This is a genomic window from Rhodopirellula halodulae (assembly GCF_020966775.1).
GTDB lineage: Bacteria > Planctomycetota > Planctomycetia > Pirellulales > Pirellulaceae > Rhodopirellula > Rhodopirellula halodulae.
This window is the reverse complement of sequence record NZ_JAJKFV010000029.1, coordinates 2070968-2093399: the sequence shown is the minus strand read 5'-3', so window position 1 is coordinate 2093399 and position 22432 is coordinate 2070968. Positions and strand designations below refer to the sequence as shown.

Below are 22432 nucleotides of genomic sequence, written 5' to 3'. Positions count from 1 at the left end.
GAATCGAAACATTCGGGAAGGTGGGAAGGGATGGAAGGAGCCCGCTGGGGGCATTCTCTCAAGCGTACCTAGAAATGAACCCCAAGCCAGCCCAGAAGTTTCGTCTTTGTTTGTAGCCCGATGCGTCATCCATCCCCGAACCAGCGAGATCGATGAGCGGTGAACTCGCCAGTCACGGCGTGTGGGCCTGATCGAACGAGCCAGTCCAACAGCAACGGAGGCGTCCGCACGAACGCTCCCAAATGCACACGTCCCTAGCCCGCTCAACTCCCGGAACGCCCGTCTCCGCGACGCTCAATTCTAGCGAGCCGCACTTCACTTGGCCGAGTCGGGATTCTCTCATTCCCATTCCCGGGGTTCGGTTTCCCGCGTTGGCGGCACGACGGCGATCACGCATCGCCTCTACTGAGCAGGTCTTCCCAAAATGCTGCGACTGAAATCGCCCTGTGAAACTGATTTTTGACTGGGTGAGTCCATCCGGTGAGTTCAGGTCGTTAGGTTTGCGACGATTGGGGCGACAATTTGATGGAATTTCTGAGCACTTTCCCGCATTCGAGTTGACTATCCAATTATCTTCAGAGGTCCGACGGGCCCCCGCTGCGCCTCGATTGAGGCCGCAAACGGCGGGTCAACGTCTGTTTCCCACGACGAAATTCATTCTTTTCTTCTGGTTCATTCGATTCGCTTCGCTGTCACGGTGACCGTGGCTGGATCCCTACATTTTTCGAGTTTCTCATGACGCTTCGCCGTTTTCATTCATTGCTAGGCAACGCTGCTACAGACACTTCTTCCGCCATGGAAGGCACCGAAAATGGCCAACGCGCCACGAAAAATCGCCGCCTCCGCAACGATCGCCTCTCCCGACGAAGCAAATGGCAGACCGCCGACCGACGCCTCCGCCACGAATCCCTCGAAAAACGTGAACTGCTAGCCGCGGAAGTCTTGGCCATTCGGCCTGACGCTGGCGCATTGATTTCCGACGGTGACACGCTTCGTAACACTCCCCGCGAATTGAATTTGCTGTTCAACGGCAATGCGAATTTGGTGGAAAGCACGATCGACGGAAACGTGCGTCTGGTTCGTGCCGGTGGCGATGGCACGTTCGGCGATGGCAATGAAGTCGAAGTGAGCCTCGGATACTTGGGTTTGGAAACGCCCGGCGACACGTCTTTGGAAGGACGTCAGCGCATCGTCATGCGTCCGGCCAGCAACGCAATCCACAACGCCACCGATCCGTCCGCATCACTGCCCGATGACATCTACCGCATCGAGATCACAGCGAGCCTCGAAAGCGAAGAAGCAAGCGGCAATGTGGCCTTCAACGGAGGCGTCGATTTCGCCTCCACCTTCACCCTGGACCGCGCAGCACAAGTCGTCGCCGTCGTCCCTCAACCGGTGGAGCGAAACAGTGACGGTTCGCTCACACATCTTCGTGACCGGATCGATGTCTATTTTGATGATCAAAGGCTCGACTTAAACGACGCCGAAAACGAAGACTTCTATCGTTTGATCAATGCGAACGACGGTTCCTTCTCTGCGAATCCAATCGATGCTACCTATTACCCAAACCAGAACCGTGTCGAACTGGCGTTCGCGCCAGGAGTTCTGAGCAATGGCAACTTTCGTTTGGACGTCGGTACCAGTGAAGACACCCCTATTCTCCAAACGGCGTTCACGGCATCGAACGACCTGAATAGTTCGATGGACACAGCCACTCAGATCGACAATCTTTCGGGGAATATAGCGAAAGGCATCTATCGGGTCTCGGGCGAGATTGAACCTCAATTTCTTGTACCTCAACCAAGGTACCCAGGCGGACTTGATTACCCAAGTCACCGGAACGTCCAAGTCCAGAATCACTACAAGCCGAACTCGCCGGCAGCGGGAAATCTTCAACCGCCGTTCCCACAGTTTCCACCGCTTCCGAACCTGTTGACATCAGCGATTGGCACTCAGGAAGAAGCTCCGAACGTTTTTTCTGAAAAAGTGGTGACCTATTCATTCCCATCACAATTTCCAGCCAACGCGATCGGCGACATCTATCAAAACCTGATCACGCCTGAGCAAAAAGAAATTACCCGGGGCATCTTGGAAATTTATGCCCAGCAACTCGGCTACGAATTCATTGAACAGGACACAGGCGGAGCCTTGACGATTGGGCGTGGAGATTTGCGTGCCGCGGACCCAGACGAGGTTTCTGAAGTTGATGGGACTGCCGGTCTAGCCAACTCGCGTCAAATCGTTCTCGACTTCGAAGATTTCGACAACATCAGCACGTTCGGAGATGGCTTTACGGGAACGATGTTCCATGAGGTAGGGCATGCGTTGGGATTAGGGCACACCTACGAAGAGCACACGACGATGGGGATCGCCCCTATCTCTGACACGCAACCGGGTGAAGCTGATCTGGTCTATCTCCAACGAGTTGCACCTCCTGTCAGTACGGATGTAGACGTCTACCGATTCAATCTCGATTCGCCAGGACGGGTCCAGATCGAAACGTTCGCCGAGCGTCTATCGACGCCGAGTCTCCTTAATACTCATCTGCGTCTATTCAAACGAGATCCGCTACACCCGGACCGCTCCACCGAGATCGCTGGCAACTACAGTTTCTTTGGCAGCGATTCCTACGTTGACGTTGAATTGGAAGCTGGAGAATACTTCGTCGGCGTCTCCAGTGCGGGCAACGACCAGTACAACCCAGCGTCCCCCGACAGTGGATTTGGCGGCTCAACTTTTGGTGAATATGGACTGCAACTGACATTTGAACCATCGTTGGTTGCTGGGCAACAACTTCGAGATGTCAGCGGCACCCCAATCGATGGCGATGCGGACGGGCAAAGCGGTGGAACGTATTCGTTCTGGTTCCAGGCAACCGATACGCCAGACACGATCTTTGTCGACAAGCTTTCGGCCGCTGGCGGTGACGGTAGTCTGGCAACTCCTTATGACACAATCGACGCAGCTTTGGCAGACGCCGAGAATCGTGATGACGAAGTAGTCGTGGAGGATCTATCGGCAACAAACTTCGCCGAACTAACAGGGCAAACACTGTCGGTCGCCATCGCTGGCGTCACGTTGACATTCACGTTCGGGACATCCGGCACCAACCCAATCAATTTGGCGACTGCCACCGATGCCGCCGATGCTGCTTCCATCATTGCGGGCCGAATCAATACGGTCGCAGGAACGACGATTGCTTCAAGCGCCGGCGGCACACTCTCGGTCGCGGCAGAGAACACTTTATCTCTGGACAACGCCCCCTCCTTGGAGATGGCACCCAAGGTCATTCGAATCGTCGGCAATGCAGTCGACTCAGGGGTCAGTGGAACCTTTGCAACCGATGACCCATTGGTGAACGACTTGGGTGAATTGACGCCTTACTTGGTTGGAGTCGATCCCAATGCCAATGTCTTAGAAGATGGTGCGCAGTTTCGCGTTCCCCGCAACACCACGGTAATGATCGATGCGGGGGTGCTTCTCAAAATGCGAGCGGCGAACATCGACATTGGAACGGTTGCAAGTACGGACACCAATCGATCCGGCGGAGCCATCCAATTGCTTGGAACGCCAACCATCCCGGTCTACTTGCGGTCTTACCACGACGACACGGCAGGTGGCGAGAGCGACGGCAATGATGCCTTTGCTCCAACCAGCGGCGACTTTGGGGGCATCGTAATCCGCGATGACTCCGACCTTGAGAGCCGTGGCATTTTCCTCAACTCCATCAACTATGCCGACATCAAACAGGGCGGCGGCAAAGTTTTTGTGAATTCGGTCGAGTCAAACTTTGCTCCTATTCACATCCTCAATGCAAGGCCGACGGTAACCTTCAGCACCATCACCGAAAGTGCTGATGTCGCCATGTTGGCCACACCTGACAGCTTTGAGGATTCTCTGAATCGAATCGGTCCTGATATCTCGGGGAACTACCTACAGGACAATGGATCGAACGGCCTGCTAGTCTTCATCCAAACCGATGGTTCGGGTCGTGTACTCGACAAGATGACCGTTTCTGGCCGTTTCGATGACACAGATATTCCGCACATCATCAATGAAAGCCTGATCATTCAGGGAAATCCTGGTGGTCCAGAAATCATCGCCGGCGTATTGCATGCCCGACCATCTGGTCGATTGGTCATCGATCCAGGCATGATCATCAAACTGGATGGGTCCCGGATTGAAGCCGAGCGTGGTCAATCCAATCTGATCGCAGAAGGAACAGAGAATGAACCGATCATCTTCACCTCCGTGCTGGATGATCGCTTCGGTGGAAGTGGGGCATTCGATCTCAACCGCAATCCTGGGAGCACCGGTTCGCCAGGGGATTGGGCTGGGATCATCTTCAGCGAAGCGTCCTCAGGTAGCATTGATCATGCCTTGATCTCTTATGGTGGTGGCGATGCCGAAGTCCCCGGGGTATCGGGCGGACTATCGAACTTCAATGTCATCGAAGTTCATCAAGCACTCGTGAGAATTGCGAATAGCTCAATCACGCTGAACGCTGATGGGCATCCGATAGATCTCGTTGACGATCCGCAAGATCCCACGGATGACGCCAACGTGATTCGTGCGGGCATCGGAGCCAACAGCCCAGCGACGATTTACGTGCGTGGCGCTCAACCCGCCATCATCGGAAACGAAATCACTGACAACGCTGGACCTGCCATCAGCATCAACGTCAATGCGCTGCGACACGAGTACTTTGCCGATCCAGGCCGGCAAACAGGACTCAACGATCAATTCAAAGAGTTCGACGACAATCGCGGTCCCCTCATTCGAATCAACGAACTCGAGAACAACGCGGTCAACGGCCTTGACATCCGAAACAACACAACTCCGATCGACCGCTTTGATGGCTCGGGATTTGACGATCCAGATTTTAATGCGGCAAGCGTCCTAAACGATTCCAATATCACAACGGAAATCATTTGGGACGACACCGACATCGTTCATGTGGTCAACGGCGAACTGTCCAGTGGCAATTTGTCGACCTACGGCGGTATCCGAATGCTCAGCAGCGTTTCGGAAAGTCTGGTCGTGAAAGTCAACGGTGCGGATTCGGGATTCACGGCAACTGGATCTCCACTGGACATCAACGACCGCATCGGTGGAACGATTCATGTCATCGGGCAACCCGGCTATCCCGTCATCATCACCGACATCAACGACGACACGGTCGGCGCAGGGTACACACCGTCGGGCGACATCGTTTTCGACACTGGAAACAATGGACAAAGCAACGGCACATCTGGCTCGTGGCGTGGCTTTGTCTTCGATGAATTCAGCAACGATCGAAACGTCGCACTGATCGGTGAGCTGGAACCGGCGTTGACCAGTGGCAACGAACTGAACGATCGCCCAAGTGGCAACCGCGCCCAGGACCTTGGCACCCTAGCCCCCGACATGAAGAGCGGCGACGAGAATCGTCGACTTGGATTTGAGGTCATGGGGTACATCAGCCCCGATGCGCCGGATGACGTGGATGTTTATAGCTTCGGAGCAACAGGCGGCACGGAAGTCTGGATCGACCTCGACCGAACCGGTTCATCGCTGAATGGTGTGGTGGAACTGATCGACAACCTTGGCAACGTATTGGCGGCGAGTTCCGATCCCAATGTGTTCACGAGCGGAAGCGTTGCTGCGAATCCATTGACAAAGAACTTCAACCTGGGTGGAGACACCTACACGTTGAACCACAAAGATCCTGGGATGCGGATCGAATTGCCAGGAACTGGTGCAGGACAGTACTTTGTTCGCGTTCGATCGCTCGAAGGCGTGACAGCAGGCGGTTACCGCTTGCAGATCCGCATGCAGCAGATTGACGAGTTCCCTGGATCAACCGTTCGTTTCGCAGACATTCGATACGCAACGACCGCGATTGATGTCCAAGGACTTCCAAGCAACAGTTTTTTAACAGGTGACGCAGCAGAAGCTGGCGATGCCGCGGCCGAATTCGGTGGCGGACAAGCACTGATCAATCTGCTTCGAAGCGATTCCGTGGCCCTCTCGATTGCGGGCGAAATTGGAAACGCGGCGGACGTCGACGTCTACGAAGTCGACTTGACCCATATGGGACAGCCTTCTCCAGAGGCATCGACGATTGCTCTCGTATTCGACATCGACTACGCGGATCAAGTCTCGGGACTGGATTCCACCATCGCTGTCTTCAACAGCAACAATGAGTTGATCTATATCGGCCGCGAATCAAACATTGACGACGACCGGCCCGACCCAAGTGCCGCTGACGGACGAGGTTTGGACGATCTTTCGAGAGGCACCGTTGGCGACCGCGACCCCTACATCGGTCCAGTGAATTTGACACCCGGCAGCGTTTATTACGTGGCCGTGATGAGTGACCAGATGGTTCCAACATCGGCAGCCGTTCAGTTTTACACGGCCAATCCGAATGGCGGGCCAGATGCGCGTCTCACCAGACTCGAACCCGTCAACTCAGTTCAGCGAATCGTCGAAGACCACATCGGTTTCAGCGGATACACCAGTAACGCTGACGACCGCGACACCCCAATTAACGAGGAAGTGCGGATCCTTCCGACCACACCCGCCATCTTCAATATTGACTCAACTGTCGAATTGGAAACCCACATTGGCGAATTGGCACTGAGCGATGTTCCGTTGTTCATGATCACCGATCGTGTGACACAGTTGTCGAATGGTTCGGACGACAACTTCTATCTGGCCGATCCTTTCAATGGTGGAAACGCTTACCGGAACTACTTCCCCGCGAACAACACCAACCTCAATGCCGGCGACAATGACATTCAGGACATTGTGATTCGCAGCGATGGACGCATGTTTGGCTATGCAAGACTTGACGGAAACGATGGATCGGTCGGCACGCTTGTTGAAATCGATCCAAACACAGGGGCGATCATCGCCAGTCAAAACGATGGCATTCTAGGTGTTGGTCCCACCCCAAACACATCGACCATCGACGATGACGCTGGCAGCCATGGCGCTCGCGCTCAAGAGTTCATGGATTCTGACGACGTCGATGCATTGACATTTGAGCGTGTTGGTTCCACGAACAATGTTCCTGATTACTTGACCTACTATTCGGTCAGAGAAACGGCAACACGAGGCACAGGTACGAGTGCGACCCACTTCACGACCTCTCGACTTTATCTGGGTCGAGAAAATGGCGATGCCTCGCCACGTACATCTGCGAACGGCCCCGACTATGGCTTCCAAGGTGAAATTCAGCCGGCAGGGGTAACGACATCCACGTCAACCTTCTCATTCGTGAATGCGGCAGATCCTGCGCAGCGTACGGACATTCTCGTGCGTTCGAAGCTACCAGGTGAAAATGGAAATATCGTCATCAACCTGCAACGGGTAGTTGACGGCACCACCGAAATCACCTCGTTCTCAAACAACATGCACAATGGTTCGGCTTCAGTGATAAACATTGAGTTGGACATCGTTGGGACACCAGCCACGGGTGGTCCTTCTGCACAGCAGATCGTCGACTTGATCAATAATCACGATGACGTAAGCCAGATGGTGATCGCGGTCATTGCGGGTGGAAACGGCGCCAACAGTGATGGAGCGAATGGAACTCAGGCTGTAGCTAATACCACTCCGATAAACACTCCTGGTGTTGGGACACCGATGGGCCGAGTAACCGGCCTTTCGTTCAGTTCTCGTTTTGGCTCCAGCGACCTATATGGCGTGACAGAAAATGGGGAATTCATCTCGATCAATGAATCTACCGGTGAAGCGACGATACTCTACCAAGACTCTTCTGTGAGTTTCGCAGGATTGGCGCTCGGACCCGAGAACGTGGAAGACAGTCGTTATCGTCGTATGCTTTTCGCTACAACGACATCAGGTGAACTGTTTGCGTTTGACCCCGAAGACACATTGGGTAGGGGCACAGCAGATGTTGGAGGTTTCGAAGCAAAAAACACTCCGGCTCCTATCTTTGCGGGCAACGCGAATTCAATATCCATCACTCGTGATGTTAACGGCAACACGCAGAGCCTGAGCGGATCGGCCGTGGGTGTCGCCTTTAGCCCGTCGGACTTCAACCTTTGGCATCCGACAATGCGACGCGGCAGCGACGCGGGGCATGGAGTCAACCAAGCACCGGACGGAAGCCGATCCGGAAACACGACCCGGCACGCGATCCCAGGCGATCTTGCAACCGGTGACGACGACCCGACCGAAGCGAATGGCGGTGCCAGTTGGTACTTTGGGCTGGAGACTTGGGATAGTACGCCGGCGAACGGCTCCAACAAGTACCTCAATCCCGCTGGAGACAATAACCAGTTCGGCATCACCCAAGTGCAGCATGCAGATTTGTCCAGCAACCCCTTGCTGAACAACTCATATGATCTCCCTGGAGGTGCTCGAGGACTGCTTGATTCTGGCACGTTCGATTTAAGCGGAGTGAGTTCAGAGGATCGTCCAACGTTGTACTTCAACTACTTCTTGGAAACCCAGAATTCCGCCGGAGTCGACTCGGATGAAGACCCGACCTTCCGTGACAGTGCGCGTGTCTACGCTCGAAGCGACCAAAGCAATGGCTGGGAACTGGTCGCGACCAACAACAGCACACTGACAGACGATGGCGACTACGACGCCGAACTGCCTGAGCACCTTTCGCACCTTTCGAATCCTCATGATTCGTCGAGTGTCAACCCAGCGGCACAAACGAGACGCACCGTCCAGGAACTGCACGAAAACAGCAACCTTTGGAGACAGGCCCGAATTGACCTGTCGACATTCGCCGGGGACACAAACGTTCAACTCCGCTTCGGTTTCAGCACCACTGGTAACTCATTGGATGACCTGGAAGGTGATGAATATGGCATCTATGACGAACCCGACAGCACGCTTGCTCGTGACAACAATCGAGAAGGCTTCTATGTCGACGATATCATTGTTGGTTTCGCGGAACGTGGGGAAATGGTCACCGCGGCACCTAGCAATTCAGCTGCAAACGCTTTCACAAATCTCGCTGCCAATCCGAGAACCAACCTGGATGCGACCGAATTGGCACGTCGACCTCAATTGAATGGTGAGTACCAACTAGAGATTCGACGCACCGATTATGGTGAAGGCTTTTTGTATGGCTTGAGTGGAAACGAAGCCAATGTTATCGAACGAAACGACATTATCTACCTGAATGGCGTCGGAGGTGGTGATTACGCCGATGCGTTCGGCGACAACGGATCAATCGTGATTCTCGACACGTTCGACACGAACGCTCGCCATACGATGGAAAGTGGCGGAACCCTATTACTCGCTGACCAGAATCGCGAACGCTCGCAAGGCGTATTCCTCCTCGAGAGCAACATCATCCGGGATTCATCCGTGGTCGGGGTTCATGTGCAACCAGGCCGAACAGAAGGCGACGGAAATGGAGTGACCTATCCGGGCGCCCTCAAGAACTTCGAGATCGAAGACAGCACATCGCTCGTCCCGGGCGTCGTCATTCTCAACAACGTGATTGTCGGCGGCAACGGAATTCAATTCGATGGTCCAAATAGCACTGATCCGCAACAACCTCTTCCCTACGGGAGAATTATCAACAACACGATCGTTGGTGATGGCAGTGGCACCGGACTCACCGTCTCGAGCAACGCTAGTCCCATCGTTCTGAACAATATTTTTGCTGACTTGGGTGTTGGAATTGTCACGAACAACGAAGATTCCGGAACGGAAATCGAAAACAATTTGTTCCACGGGAACGGCGACGACGGCACCCAGGGCACCAACTTCATTATCTCTGCCACGACACTGTTTGCTGCTGGCACTCCCGCACAAGCAATTCTTGAATCGAATTTCTACTTGGCAGCGGGATCCGTTGCTTTGGATGATTCAGAAGATGCCAACGAACGTTCGCTTCATTCGCAATTTAAAGCTCTGCTAGGTATTCCACCGTCTCCCGTACTGACCCCAGATCGCGACGCACTGGGTCAAGTCCGTGCCAACTCGGGTGGCACCACCGCAGGGACCGTCGACCTTGGAGCAATTGATCGCGTCGACAGTCGACGCCCATTCGCGACGCTACTGATTCCGACGGACAACGACAACGCCGGCCAAGACACGGATCCGACCGCAACCAATTTGCGACTGACTGATCCTGTGTTGGATGCATTCTCCATCTTGCTGTCAGATGGTGAGAACATCTTCTCCAAATTCGAAGGCACCGGAATCGATCCAGCAACGGTAAACGCAGCAAGCGTGGTGGTCCGTCGCAATGGACGAGACTTGACAGAGGGAGAAGATTTCACCCTCGGTTTCAATGCTTCTTCTGGCGAATTGCGACTGACACCAGTTTCGAATTTGTGGGAGCCAAGCAGCGTCTACGAAATCCGGCTAGACAACACGTTCATCGCGGACCGTGCAGGGAACTTACTGCGTCCGAATCGTCAAAATGGAACCACCCGTTTCACGATTATCTTGCCCACCGTTCAGCTCGACTTTGGTGATGCCCCCGCGAGCTACGGGACCAACATTGTCAACGATGGTGCCCGTCATGCGGTGATCGATGAAGGCGACTTGCGTCTGGGTTCACGCATTGACGACGAAGCCGAATCTTGGCGGGCCAGTGGCCAGTTTGATGACAACCGAAGCAACATCACGTTCACTTCGAATGCCGCTCCTGGAACGTTCTCCATCACCACCGTCGGCGTTGGTGTGGAATCGCTCGGGATTGATCTGTTGCCACTTCCTGGCGATATCCTGCAAGTCACTGAACTGCTCGGTGACCAAGCCACCTTCGAATTCGTCTTAGAAGGCACTGCCCCGTCGGGTGACAACATCGCCGTGCAATTTGATCCCTTGGGGACAACCGACGAATTGGGCGTGACATTGAGCGATGCCATCGCAAAGGTCTTCGTCGACTTTGGTGCTGATGTTGAGCTTGACTTCCAAACGAGCGATTCTGGTGCGGGCACTCCAGCCACTATCACTCTGTCGAAATTTGATGACGAAGACGGTATCGGAATTTCTCAACTCCAAACCGCAGGTGCCCCGGGTGCAAACCCTCCACTTGCAGCAAACAACCACTACGTCTTCGTCGACCCAATGGTGGTATCAGACGAGACGTTCACCGATCCAAGCCAGGTGTCCGGCTACCTCAACCCGGCTGATCCACGTGGAACGACGATCGTTATCAACGCAACGTCCGACGGCTTTGTTGACGCATGGGTTGATTTCGATGGCAATGGAGTCTTCGCTGCCTCGACAGAAACGATCCTAGACTCGGTGCCGGTAACAGCGGGCGAAAACACCTTCACCATCTTCACCCCAGATGATGCGACCGAGGGTGTGACCTGGGCTCGTTTCCGCTTATCACCAGAAGGCAACGCGACACCGACGGGACTGGTGATCGGTGGTGAGGTGGAAGATTATCAAGTCAGCATTGTCAATGTTGATTTGCCTCAACCGGTCAATGACAGCTATATCGTTGACGAGGACGAAGTCTTGGATTCGTCGACCTTGGGATCGAATCCATCTGTGTTCGGCAACGACACGTTTGATGCGGCTCAATTCATGCCGATCACTGCGGTGGTTGTCGATGGTCCATCCTACGGCACGTTGACCTTGGACCCATCGACCGGTGAGTTTGTCTACGACTCCGTCGAAGACTTCGCCGGCATCGACACCTTCACCTATCGCCTCTATGACCAAGCGACTGGTGCGGCTAGTCCCGTGAATGATGTGATGGGTAACCCGATCGGTTATGGAACAGTCACGATCGATGTCCAGCCCGTCAACGATGTGCCTTCGGTGGAGAATCTGACGCTGCTGGCGCTGGAGGATACGCAGCGGACTTTCACGGCCGAACAGTTGAAGGACAGTGCGTTTGGTGACGAAAGCCGCGACTTCACGCTGACCTTGCCCGATGGCTCCACTCAGTCGGCACCTTGGGATGAATCCATCCAAACGTTCAACGTGATTGCGTTGCACACAACGGTGGGCGGTGTCACGACCGACATTACCTCCTCGACGACCACTCCGACCCAAGGATTCAAGACTCCTCGCGGCCGGATCATTCCCAACTGGGATATGACGACGGGCTACTTGCTGGATGTCAATTATCTCGCTGACACCGACCTGAACCAGGACAACGCGAACGGAAACTCGCTGTTGCGTGATGATTTCCAATTCACGATCGAAGACGACGGCGAGTTGATCAACCCAGGTCAAGACTTGGTGGATTCGTCCGACGACACCACTTCGACAGGACCGAAGCTGACCGCTCGCGCGACGGCTGAGATCGACGTCAAACCGAAGAACGACGCTCCTGTCGCTGCGGAAGACGTGATCAGCGAAAACAACGCGGATTGGAACGCATTCTTTATCGGTCCCGACCCGATGAATCCCGTGGCTCCCGTCCCTGTTCCGACCGAAGACCAAACTTTGGTTATTCCTCAGGCCTATCTGATCGCAAATGACAAGGAAGCTGGCGACTCGGCAGCTGACGAGAACGACAACACCAACGACGCGGGACTGACCGTGACCGCAGTGAGTGCCACCAGTGCACTTGGTGGAACGGTTTCGATCGACAGCAATGGCGACATTGTCTACACGCCGGCACAGAATACCTACGGGGAAGACTCCTTTACCTACACGGTGACCGACAGTGGCATCACGTTTGATCTTGGTCCCGAAGGGATGCCTGGATCAATGATGGAAGAGCCGGACCCTCTCAGCCACACCGCGACCGTACGCATCCTCATTAAGCCGGTGAACGACACGCCGCAAGCGAACGACCTGTCACTTGATCTGCTGGAATATCGAGAGGACGCAGATGTCACCGGTGGAGCGAACCCAGATCCCAAGAGCGATGGCGTTGGATTCAAGAACTTCTCCAAAGACGACTTGCTCCGCCTCGGTGGTTCCGGATCAGCACTTGAGGTCACTCCACCAGCCGATTTCCCGGCGGACTTCGACGAGGACGCACAAGATCTGCGAGTCATCAAGATTGGCTTGCCGGATCCCGCGGGAGCTTCGGTTGATGCACGCTTGCTGACTTACGATGCAGTCACCGGCTTGGCTCCGGTTCAAACATTGACGACCGCGAATGGCACTCTAACGCTAACGTTCAGCCTGGTCGCCGACCCAATGAACCCGGGCATGTTCATCGCGGACAGCGGTGAATTCGTAAGCGGTTCTTACGAACCCAACGTGGACTACAACGAAGAATCACCATTCGACACAACGGACCTGTTCACCTACTTCGTGGAAGACTTCTCGGAGATCCCAGTTCCAGGTGCGGGCAACTTCCCAGGTGAATCACTCGATAGTGTTGGTCACGGCAGCCTGACTAGCGAAGCGGCGACGGTCACCATGACCACGCATGCTACGAACGACACGCCTGAGTTCCCAGTCTTCAACACGGTGACCTTCGCGGAAGACATCAACGATGCGGGCGACGCCTTCAACACGGTCATCTACGACATCTACGGTGAATCAGTGATCGCGTCGGCTGATCCGGCCGTTCACAACCTGCCGCAAGCCATCTTTGTCAGTCGTGATACGGCTGAGGATGAACGTGGAAACGACAGTGGGGCTGCTGCGACGCAAACGCTGACCTACAGCTACAACCCGTTGTATGTACCAAACGGAATGTTCAATTCCGATCCGGTGCTCGACGAGTACGGTGTACTGACGTTGACGCCAAACGCCGATGCGTATGGATACGCCCTCTACGAAGTCACCATGACCGACAACGGGCAGTCCTACGATCCAAACACCGGAATGTTGGTCGACGACTTCCGTAGCATCACTCGAACGCTGACCATCCACATCACACCGGTCAACGACGCTCCCGTCACCGAAGACCGAGCACTGGAAGTCATGGAGGTCGAAGAATTCTCTTCGCCGGATGACATGCCAACCGGTGCGGTCGCTTCCATCGATTTGACACCGGAACAGTTCCTCGGCGGCACCACCGAGAACTCCGAACTGGCCGAGCAAAGTGACTTCACCGACGATATGGACGCGGTCGACGAATTCGACGAGGAAGAACAAAACCTGCGTGTGGTTGAGTTCACGGTCACGTTGGCCGATGGATCCACCGAAGTGGTCAACGCCGAGAACAACAACGGCGTGGAACTGACGCTGGCAACTGGCCGCATCACGTTCAACTTCGACGACATTACTGCGGGCGGTGCCTACACCGGCGGTACTTACTTCCCGAACGTGGACTACAACGAGGAAAGCCCGTTCGCACCAAACGAGCAATTCACCTACGTGGTCGAAGACTTCGGCGTGACAACGATCCCTGGTTCGTTGGATGTCACCGGAACCACCGAGCAAGTCGACTACACCAACGATGGTGGTTCGCCGCCGGTGGGACTGAACAATCGTTCGACTCCGCGGACGATGACGCTCACCACACGGGCACAAAACGATGTCCCTGAATTCCCAATCTTTGGAGAGGTCAGCTTCGCCGAAGACATCAACGATGCCGGCGATGCCTTCAATACGGTCTTCTATGACATCTACGGGGAAGCCGTTATCGCGTCGGCGGATCCAGCCGTTCACAACCTGCCACAAGCGATCTTTGTCAGTCGCGCGACAGCGGAGGATGAACGTGGAAACGACAGCGGTGCACTTCCGACTCAGAATCTGAGTTTCAGCTTTGCGACGGTCTACGAACCAGACGGAATGTTCGAGACCACGCCAACCTTGGACGAGTACGGTGTGCTCACGTTGACGCCGCGTGCCGACGCATACGGTTACGCGGTGTTCGTTGTCACGCTGACCGACGATGGCGGTAGCTACAACCTGCCAAACGACCCTCGCAGCATCAATCGCACGTTGACCGTGCATATCACACCGGTCAACGACGCTCCCGTCACCTTCGATCGAGCTCTCGAGGTCGATGAAGTGGAAGAGTTTGCATCACCGGATGATTCACCAACTGGTGACGTCGCATCAATTGACCTCACGCCAGCTCAATTCCTTGGCGGTACCGCCGAGAACACCGAATTGGGCGAGCAAAGTGACTTCACCGATGACGTCGACGCGGTCGATGAATTCGACGAAGAAGAGCAAAGCCTGCGTGTGGTTGAGTTCACGGTCACGTTGGCCGATGGCTCCACCGAGGTGGTCAACGCCGAGAACAACAACGGCGTGGAACTGACGCTGGCCACTGGCCGCATCACGTTCAACTTCGACGATATTACTGCGGGCGGTGCCTACACCGGCGGTACTTACTTCCCGAACGTGGATTACAACGAGGAAAGCCCGTTCGCACCGAACGAGCAATTCACCTACGTGGTCGAAGACTTCGGCGTGACTTCGATCCCGGGGTCGCAGTTCATCAACGGCGGTGCGGCAGACCAAGTCGACTACACCAACGATGGTGGGTCGCCGCCGGTGGGACTAAACAATCGTTCGACACCTCGGACGATGACGCTCACCACACGGGCACAGAACGACGCTCCCGAGTTCCCCGTCTTCAACACGGTGACCTTCGCGGAAGACATCAACGATGCGGGCGACGCCTTCAACACCGTCTTCTATGACATCTACGGTGAGTCAGTCATCGCGTCGGCCGATCCAGCCGTTCACAACCTGCCGCAAGCCATCTTTGTCAGTCGTGACACGGCCGAAGACGAACGTGGTAACAGCAGTGGGGCTCCTGCGACTCAAACGCTGACCTACACCTACAACCCGTTGTACGTCCCAGCGGGAATGTTCAACTCCGATCCGGTGCTGGATGAGTACGGTGTGCTGACGCTGACGCCGAATGCCGATGCGTATGGATACGCCCTCTACGAAGTCACCATGACCGACAACGGGCAGTCCTACGATCCAAACACCGGAATGTTGGTCGACGACTTCCGTAGCATCACTCGAACGCTGACCATCCACATTACACCGGTCAATGACGCTCCCGTCACCGAAGACCGAGCACTGGAAGTCATGGAGGTCGAGGAATTCTCTTCACCGGATGACTTGCCAACCGGTGCGGTCGCTTCCATCGATTTGACACCGGAACAGTTCCTTGGTGGCACCACCGAGAACACCGAACTGGCCGAGCAAAGTGACTTCACCGATGACATCGACGCGGTCGATGAATTCGACGAGGAAGAGCAGAGCCTGCGTGTGGTTGAGTTCACGGTTACCCTGGCCGATGGATCCACTGAAGTGGTCAACGCCGAGAGCAACAATGGCGTGGAACTGACGCTGGCAACTGGCCGCATCACGTTCAACTTCGACGACATCACTGCGGGCGGTGCCTACACCGGCGGTATTTACTTCCCGAACGTGGACTACAACGAGGAAAGCCCGTTCGCACCAAACGAGCAATTCACCTACGTGGTCGAAGACTTCGGCGTGACAACGATCCCTGGTTCGTTGGATGTCACCGGAACCACCGAGCAAGTCGACTACACCAACGATGGTGGTTCGCCGCCGGTGGGACTGAACAATCGTTCGACTCCGCGGACGATGACGCTCACCACGCGAGCACAGAACGATGCTCCAGAGTTCCCGGTGTTCAACACGGTGACCTTCGCCGAAGACATCAACGATACTGGCGACGCATTCAACACCGTCTTCTATGACATCTATTCGGGCAATGTGGTCGCTAGCTATGACCCGGCCAACCCAATGCGTCCGCAAGCGATCTTCGTCAGCCGTGACACCGCGTTGGACGAACGTGGCGATGGACTCGGATTCGCACCAACTCAATCGCTGAGCTACACGTTCACGTCGCTCGCGAGTTCATCACCGGTCGGCATGTTTGAAACCTTGCCAACACTGGATGACTTCGGCGTCCTGACGTTGACCCCGCGGGCTGATGTCTACGGTTGGGCTGTGTTTGAAGTCACGGCAACGGATGACGGCAGCAGCTACGATGGTGCGGGTGGGCTCGTGAGCGATGCTCGCAGCATCACCCGAACGTTGACGATCAACATCACTCCAGTGAATGATCAACCGGTCACCTTTGATCGTGATTTGGAAGTCACCGAAAACGAGGAATTCTCGGCACCAGACGACTTGCCCACCGGCGCCGTCGCACGCTTGCCGCTTTTACCTCAAGACTTCTTGGGTGGCACAACCGCGAATCCGACGCTAGCCACCGCCAGCGATTTCTCGGACGAGACGGTCACGTTTGAGGAGTTCGACGAGGACGAACAAGGCCTGCGTGTGGTCGAGTTCCAAGTTCGATTGGCCAACGGAGATCCATTGACGGTCAACGCGACCAACTATGTGAATAACACACCGATCACGTTGGTCAGCGGAACCGTTTCCTTCGAGTTTGATCCGGTCACCGGTGCGTTCATCGAAGGCGAATACCTGCCGAGCGTTGACGTCAACGATCAACTGCCATTTGAACCGACCGAAGTCTTCAGCTACATCGTGGAAGATTTCGCCCCGACCTCGATCCCCGGTGCCGATCGTCCAGAACCAGATGCAACCGGCACAATCGACTACACAACGGTTGCTGGGGTTGGATCGAACAACCGTTCGGCTCCTCGCGACATGACGCTGACGGTCCGAGCGATCAATGACGTGCCTGAATTCCCCGAATTCAACACCGTCACGTTCGCGGAAGACATCAACGACGAAGGCGCCGCGTTCAACACCGTCTTCTATGACATCTATGCTGGCCAAGTCATCAGCACCAACAACCCGTTGGCTCACGGATTGCCCCAAGCGATCCATCCATCTCGGGCGACGGCACTGGATGAACGATCAGTTCAGGAAGTCAGCTTCAGCGTGGACGTGGTTTCGGCACCAAGCGGCATGTTCGCCAGCGATCCAATCCTGGATCGATTCGGTGTGTTGCAATTGCAACCCAATGCCGACGCCTACGGCTACGCGGTGTTCACCGTGACGGCCACGGATGATGGTCAGTCTTACATCAATGGATTGATGCAAGATTCGCCTCGTAGTGTGACTCGCACGCTGACCGTCAACATCACTCCGGTGAACGATCAGCCCGTCGCTTACGATCGCGAACTGACGGTCAATGAAGTCGAAGAGTTCGCCCCGATCACCGGACTGCCAACGGGCAACGTAGCGGTCCTCAACCTGACTCCGGAAACGTTCCTCGAAGGCACTCCAGACGCACAAACAGCGGACTTCGCAAACGGTGTTGTGACAACCAACGAGTTCGACGAAGACGAACAAGGTCTGCGTGTCGTTCAGTTCACGGTGACCAATGCCAGTGGCACACCAACCGTCGTGAACCGTGACAACCTCAATGGGATGGTCATTCCATTGGCGACCGGAACGGTCACTTTCAACTTCGACGCATCGGGTGCATTCACCGATGGTCAGTACGTGCCGAACGTGGATTACAACCAAGAATCGCCGTTCGATCCGTTTGAGCGTTTCTCGTACATCGTCGAAGACTTCGGTGCGACCTCGATCCCGGGTACGGACTACATCAACGGTCAAATGAATCCACCTGTCGCTGGGTTCCAGCAATCGGATTACACGACCGTCGGTGGTGTTGGCTCCAACAACCGATCCGATTCTCGACGCGTGACGATCCGCACGATCCAGGTCAACGATGCACCACGAATTGAGTACCGCGAAACCGTCGACATTCGCGAACGCGATGACAACCGGGGCACCAGTCTGACTGATTGGGCGACACGTCGAGATCCGGCCGAATCGACCGCATTGGACGAGAACACCCGTCAGGACGTGTTCTTCACCTTCAAGGAATATGTCAGCCAAAGCGTGCCGGACTTGTTCCGTCCTGGCTTCACTCCTGAAGTCTCCGATGATGGCACGTTGACGGTTTATCCGTCACCAGATGCCGTTGGCACGGGCGTGTTCGTGATGTTGGCAACGGACCGAGTCTCTGACACCGATCCGTTCTCGCCGAAGTCGGTCGAATTGACCGTCACCGTCAACGTTCGGCCGGTCAACGATCAGCCGCGTCTGTCCGATTTGGCTCCCACACCGTTGACCGGTCTGGCCGATGACCAATATGAAATCCTCGCCGATGGCACGCTTGTGTTGACCATCAAAGAGGACAACACCGCCAGCGATGGCACGACAGGCATGCCGTACTCGATTTTATTACATTCTGCAGGTATTAATTCACGACCAGGCTTGCTGGACATCTACACCCCCGGACCTGCGAACGAAGCCGATGGCACGTTGGGTGGCGGACAAACGGTAGAGTTGGTTCCGTTCACGACCTTGCCAACGACGCTTGGCGGTTCGGTCACCTACATTCCAGAAAACGGTGGCACGCCGGCATCGCTGGAGTACACACCGCCGACCAACATCAACTCGCTGAACAACCTGCCCGACTCGTTCACTTATCAAGTGATCGATGACGGCACGAATTTCAACATCCGCGATCAGCAGTTGGATTCCTCGCCGCTGACTCGGACTGGACGCATTCAGTTCGTCCTCAATCCGGTCAACGATCGTCCTCAGTTCGACGTTGCACAAACCGTGATCAATGTCAGCGAAGACGCGAATATGTTTGTTCGAAACGACTTTGCGTTCAACATCTTCGGTGGGCCAACGCCAACCGCTAGCGATGAGTTCAGCTTGACGTCGGCTCAAACGGTGACGTTCAATCGCATTGAACCGGTCAACATCTCCTCAACACAGGCCGGCCAAGCCTTCAGCACACTGCCCACCATCGTGCCGGCCGGTCACCTGACCTTCCAAGCCGCACCGGGCGTCTTTGGCGAATTTGTCTTCGACGTCTACGCACGCGACAACGGCGAAGGGCCGGCTCTGGGCCGAGGCGATTTGAACGAGTCTTTGGCTCGCCGAATCACCATCAACGTGACGGCTGTCAACGACGCTCCAATTCCAGCGAACGGAACGGGCGACACCATCACGATTTCCACTCGTGAAGACAGCGCACTGAACATTCCTGTCGATGGAGCCATCAACGGATCGTTGCTAGGCAACTTCATCGCAGGCCCTGACTCGCCCGTCGACGGCTTGCCGGGCGAGAACGACACGCAAGTGCTCTCAGCGATCAACGTTCCGTTGCAAACAATGATGGGTGGAACGCTGACGCCAACTCCAAACGGGGCTGGTGCGACGGCGTACGTCTACACGCCACCATTGAACTTCGTTGGCACCGACCAATTCGTTTACGAAGTCAGCGACGGCGATCTTTCACGAACCACGCCTGCCACCATTTCGTTGGTGGTGACACCGGTCAACGACGCTCCGATTGTTTCGCCGTTGGCACCGATTGTGGTCGAAGAAAGTGAAGGACAGGTCACCCTGCCTGACTGGCTTGGTACCGTGCTCGTTGGTCCTCCGGGAACCGGAGCTGGCGGACGTGCGGTGGATGAGTTTGATGGAACCAACACGGCTGCGGCTCAAACCATCACCGAGTATCGCTTTGCCTATGTCAGCGGAGACACCGATCTGCTGCAGACTTCCGTCGGGAATCCAACTGGCTTGGAAATCCTGGCGAACGGTTCACTCCAGTTCACCACCTCGGATGAAAACAGCGGCTCGGCAACCTATCAGTTGATCGCCGTCGACAGTGGTCCGAACGACGCTGCCAATGGTGACGTTCGCGAAAGTGCCCCGGTCGAGTTCACTTTGACGGTGGCAGATGTCAATGACTTGCCAACCTTCACTGCCGGTCCCGCGGTGACGGTGCTGGAAGACAGCGGTGCATACTCTCAACCTTGGGCCTCGGATATTTCCGCCGGCCCTGGCAACGAAGCCGGTCAAACGGTCGCCTTCTTGGTTCAAGTTCCCGCCGAAAACCAAGACCTCTTCGCGGTACAACCTGCGATTGACGAAAACGGCGTCTTGACCTTCACCGTCGCGGACGACGCGGCGGGCAGCACCAACGTGACGGTCACTCTGCAAGACTTCGACAACGGCGTCTTCGCTGGCAGCTCTCAACCGGTGATCCTGCCGATCACCATCACGGAGACGGCAGACCTCCCGGTCGCCAATGACGATTCGTTCACGACGACCGAAGACGCCGTGTTGTTCTTCAGCATCGATGATCTGCTCGCCAACGACAGCGATCCTGACCTTGCAGACAGCTTGAACTTCGTCGAGTTGGACACCACAACCGCGTTGGGTGCGACCGTCACGATCAATCAAGTCACGGGCGAGATCGCTTACTCGCCACTGGATGCAGATGCCATTCAAGCACTTCGTCCGGGCGAAACACTGACGGACACATTCCAATACGGGCTGCAAGACGACAGTGCGTTGACGGACATTGTGACCGCCAATGTGACGCTGACGATCCAAGGTCGAAACGACGCTCCCGTCGTGGTGAATGACCGCCTGTTCATCGAATCCGTCGGCACAACGGTCTTGGATCAAGACCGCGATCCGTTGGCGAACGATTCTGACATCGACGGCACTTTGGACCGAACTTCATTGACCATCGTCGTGGAGCCTCAGTTCGGAACGCTGTCCGACGACAATGGTGTGCTGACTTACCTGCCAGGCCCCGATTTCGCGGGTGTGGACAACTTCACCTACACCATTGCGGATGACCTTGGCCAAGCCAGTGCTCAAGCCACCGTCGAACTGCAGGGGCGTCCCACCGCTGATGTCATCATGGGCGGTACCTCTGTCGGACGCACCGGTGTCATTGATATTTCAGACAGCTTCACCACCGCGTTCGCATTGGATCTTTCAACCATCCAGATCATCACCCAGCCAAGCAACGGGACGGCTGATGTGATTGATGGCATGATCCATTACACGCCAAACGCGGGTTACACCGGGGATGACTTCTTGGTCTTCACCGTGGCCGATGAGAATGGAAACCGAAGTGCACCTACCAGGTTGAACTTGAACACCGTCTCCAGTCGTCTGCAGAACCCTGTCAGCTTCTCGGATGTCAACCGCAACGGCGAAGTCACGGCTTTGGATGCGTTGTTGATCATCAACCGCTTGAATGAAGTCAGCGGCAGCTCCAGTGCCGAACGCATTCCAGTGACCGATGACGATTACGGCATCGGAACCAACAACGGAGTGGATGAGCAGTTCTACTACGACCAAAGCGGTGATAGTTTCATCTCTTCCCTGGACGCTTTGCGAGTCATCAACGAACTGAACAGTCAAACCCAAGGCTTCGGTGAACCGATTGGAACCACTAGCAACTTGCTGGCCAGCGACAACGTCACGACCGGCGGACTGGGAGCTTCCTCGTCCACCGCTTCGGAAGGCGTCTCGTCCGGTGCATCGAAATGGATCGACAACAGCGACTCCGGCGTGGAAGTGGATGTCTTGAATCTCATCGCGAGTGACCAAACTCAAGATGAGAAGGAAGAGGACTCCAACGAATCGCAATTGGACGCAGCTCTGCGAGACCTGTTCTAAGCCTTCACACACAAGTGTCGCGTGGCACGGCTCTGACCGGGCGAGCTCAACTCGGCCGGTCGAACCGTGCTATTCAAACACTTGATGATGAATCGATATCCGATCGCATCCAAGGCGTCGCCGAGTTCATTCTTGGCGA

At 55.5% G+C, this 22432-nt stretch carries 1 protein-coding gene; it reads left to right on the top strand.

Annotated elements, in window-relative coordinates:
* The first annotated feature begins 735 nt into the window (after positions 1-735).
* Positions 736-22293: a tandem-95 repeat protein gene (locus LOC70_RS20495; protein ID WP_230255833.1), complete on the top strand. Its 21558-nt coding sequence runs from the start codon at positions 736-738 to the stop codon at positions 22291-22293.
* Positions 22294-22432: the final 139 nt, after the last annotated feature.

What these genes read in the sequence shown, in the direction of transcription:
- LOC70_RS20495 (WP_230255833.1), top strand. Translation starts at nt 736, where the DNA reads ATGACGCTTCGCCGTTTTCATTCATTGCTAGGCAACGCTGCTACAGAC.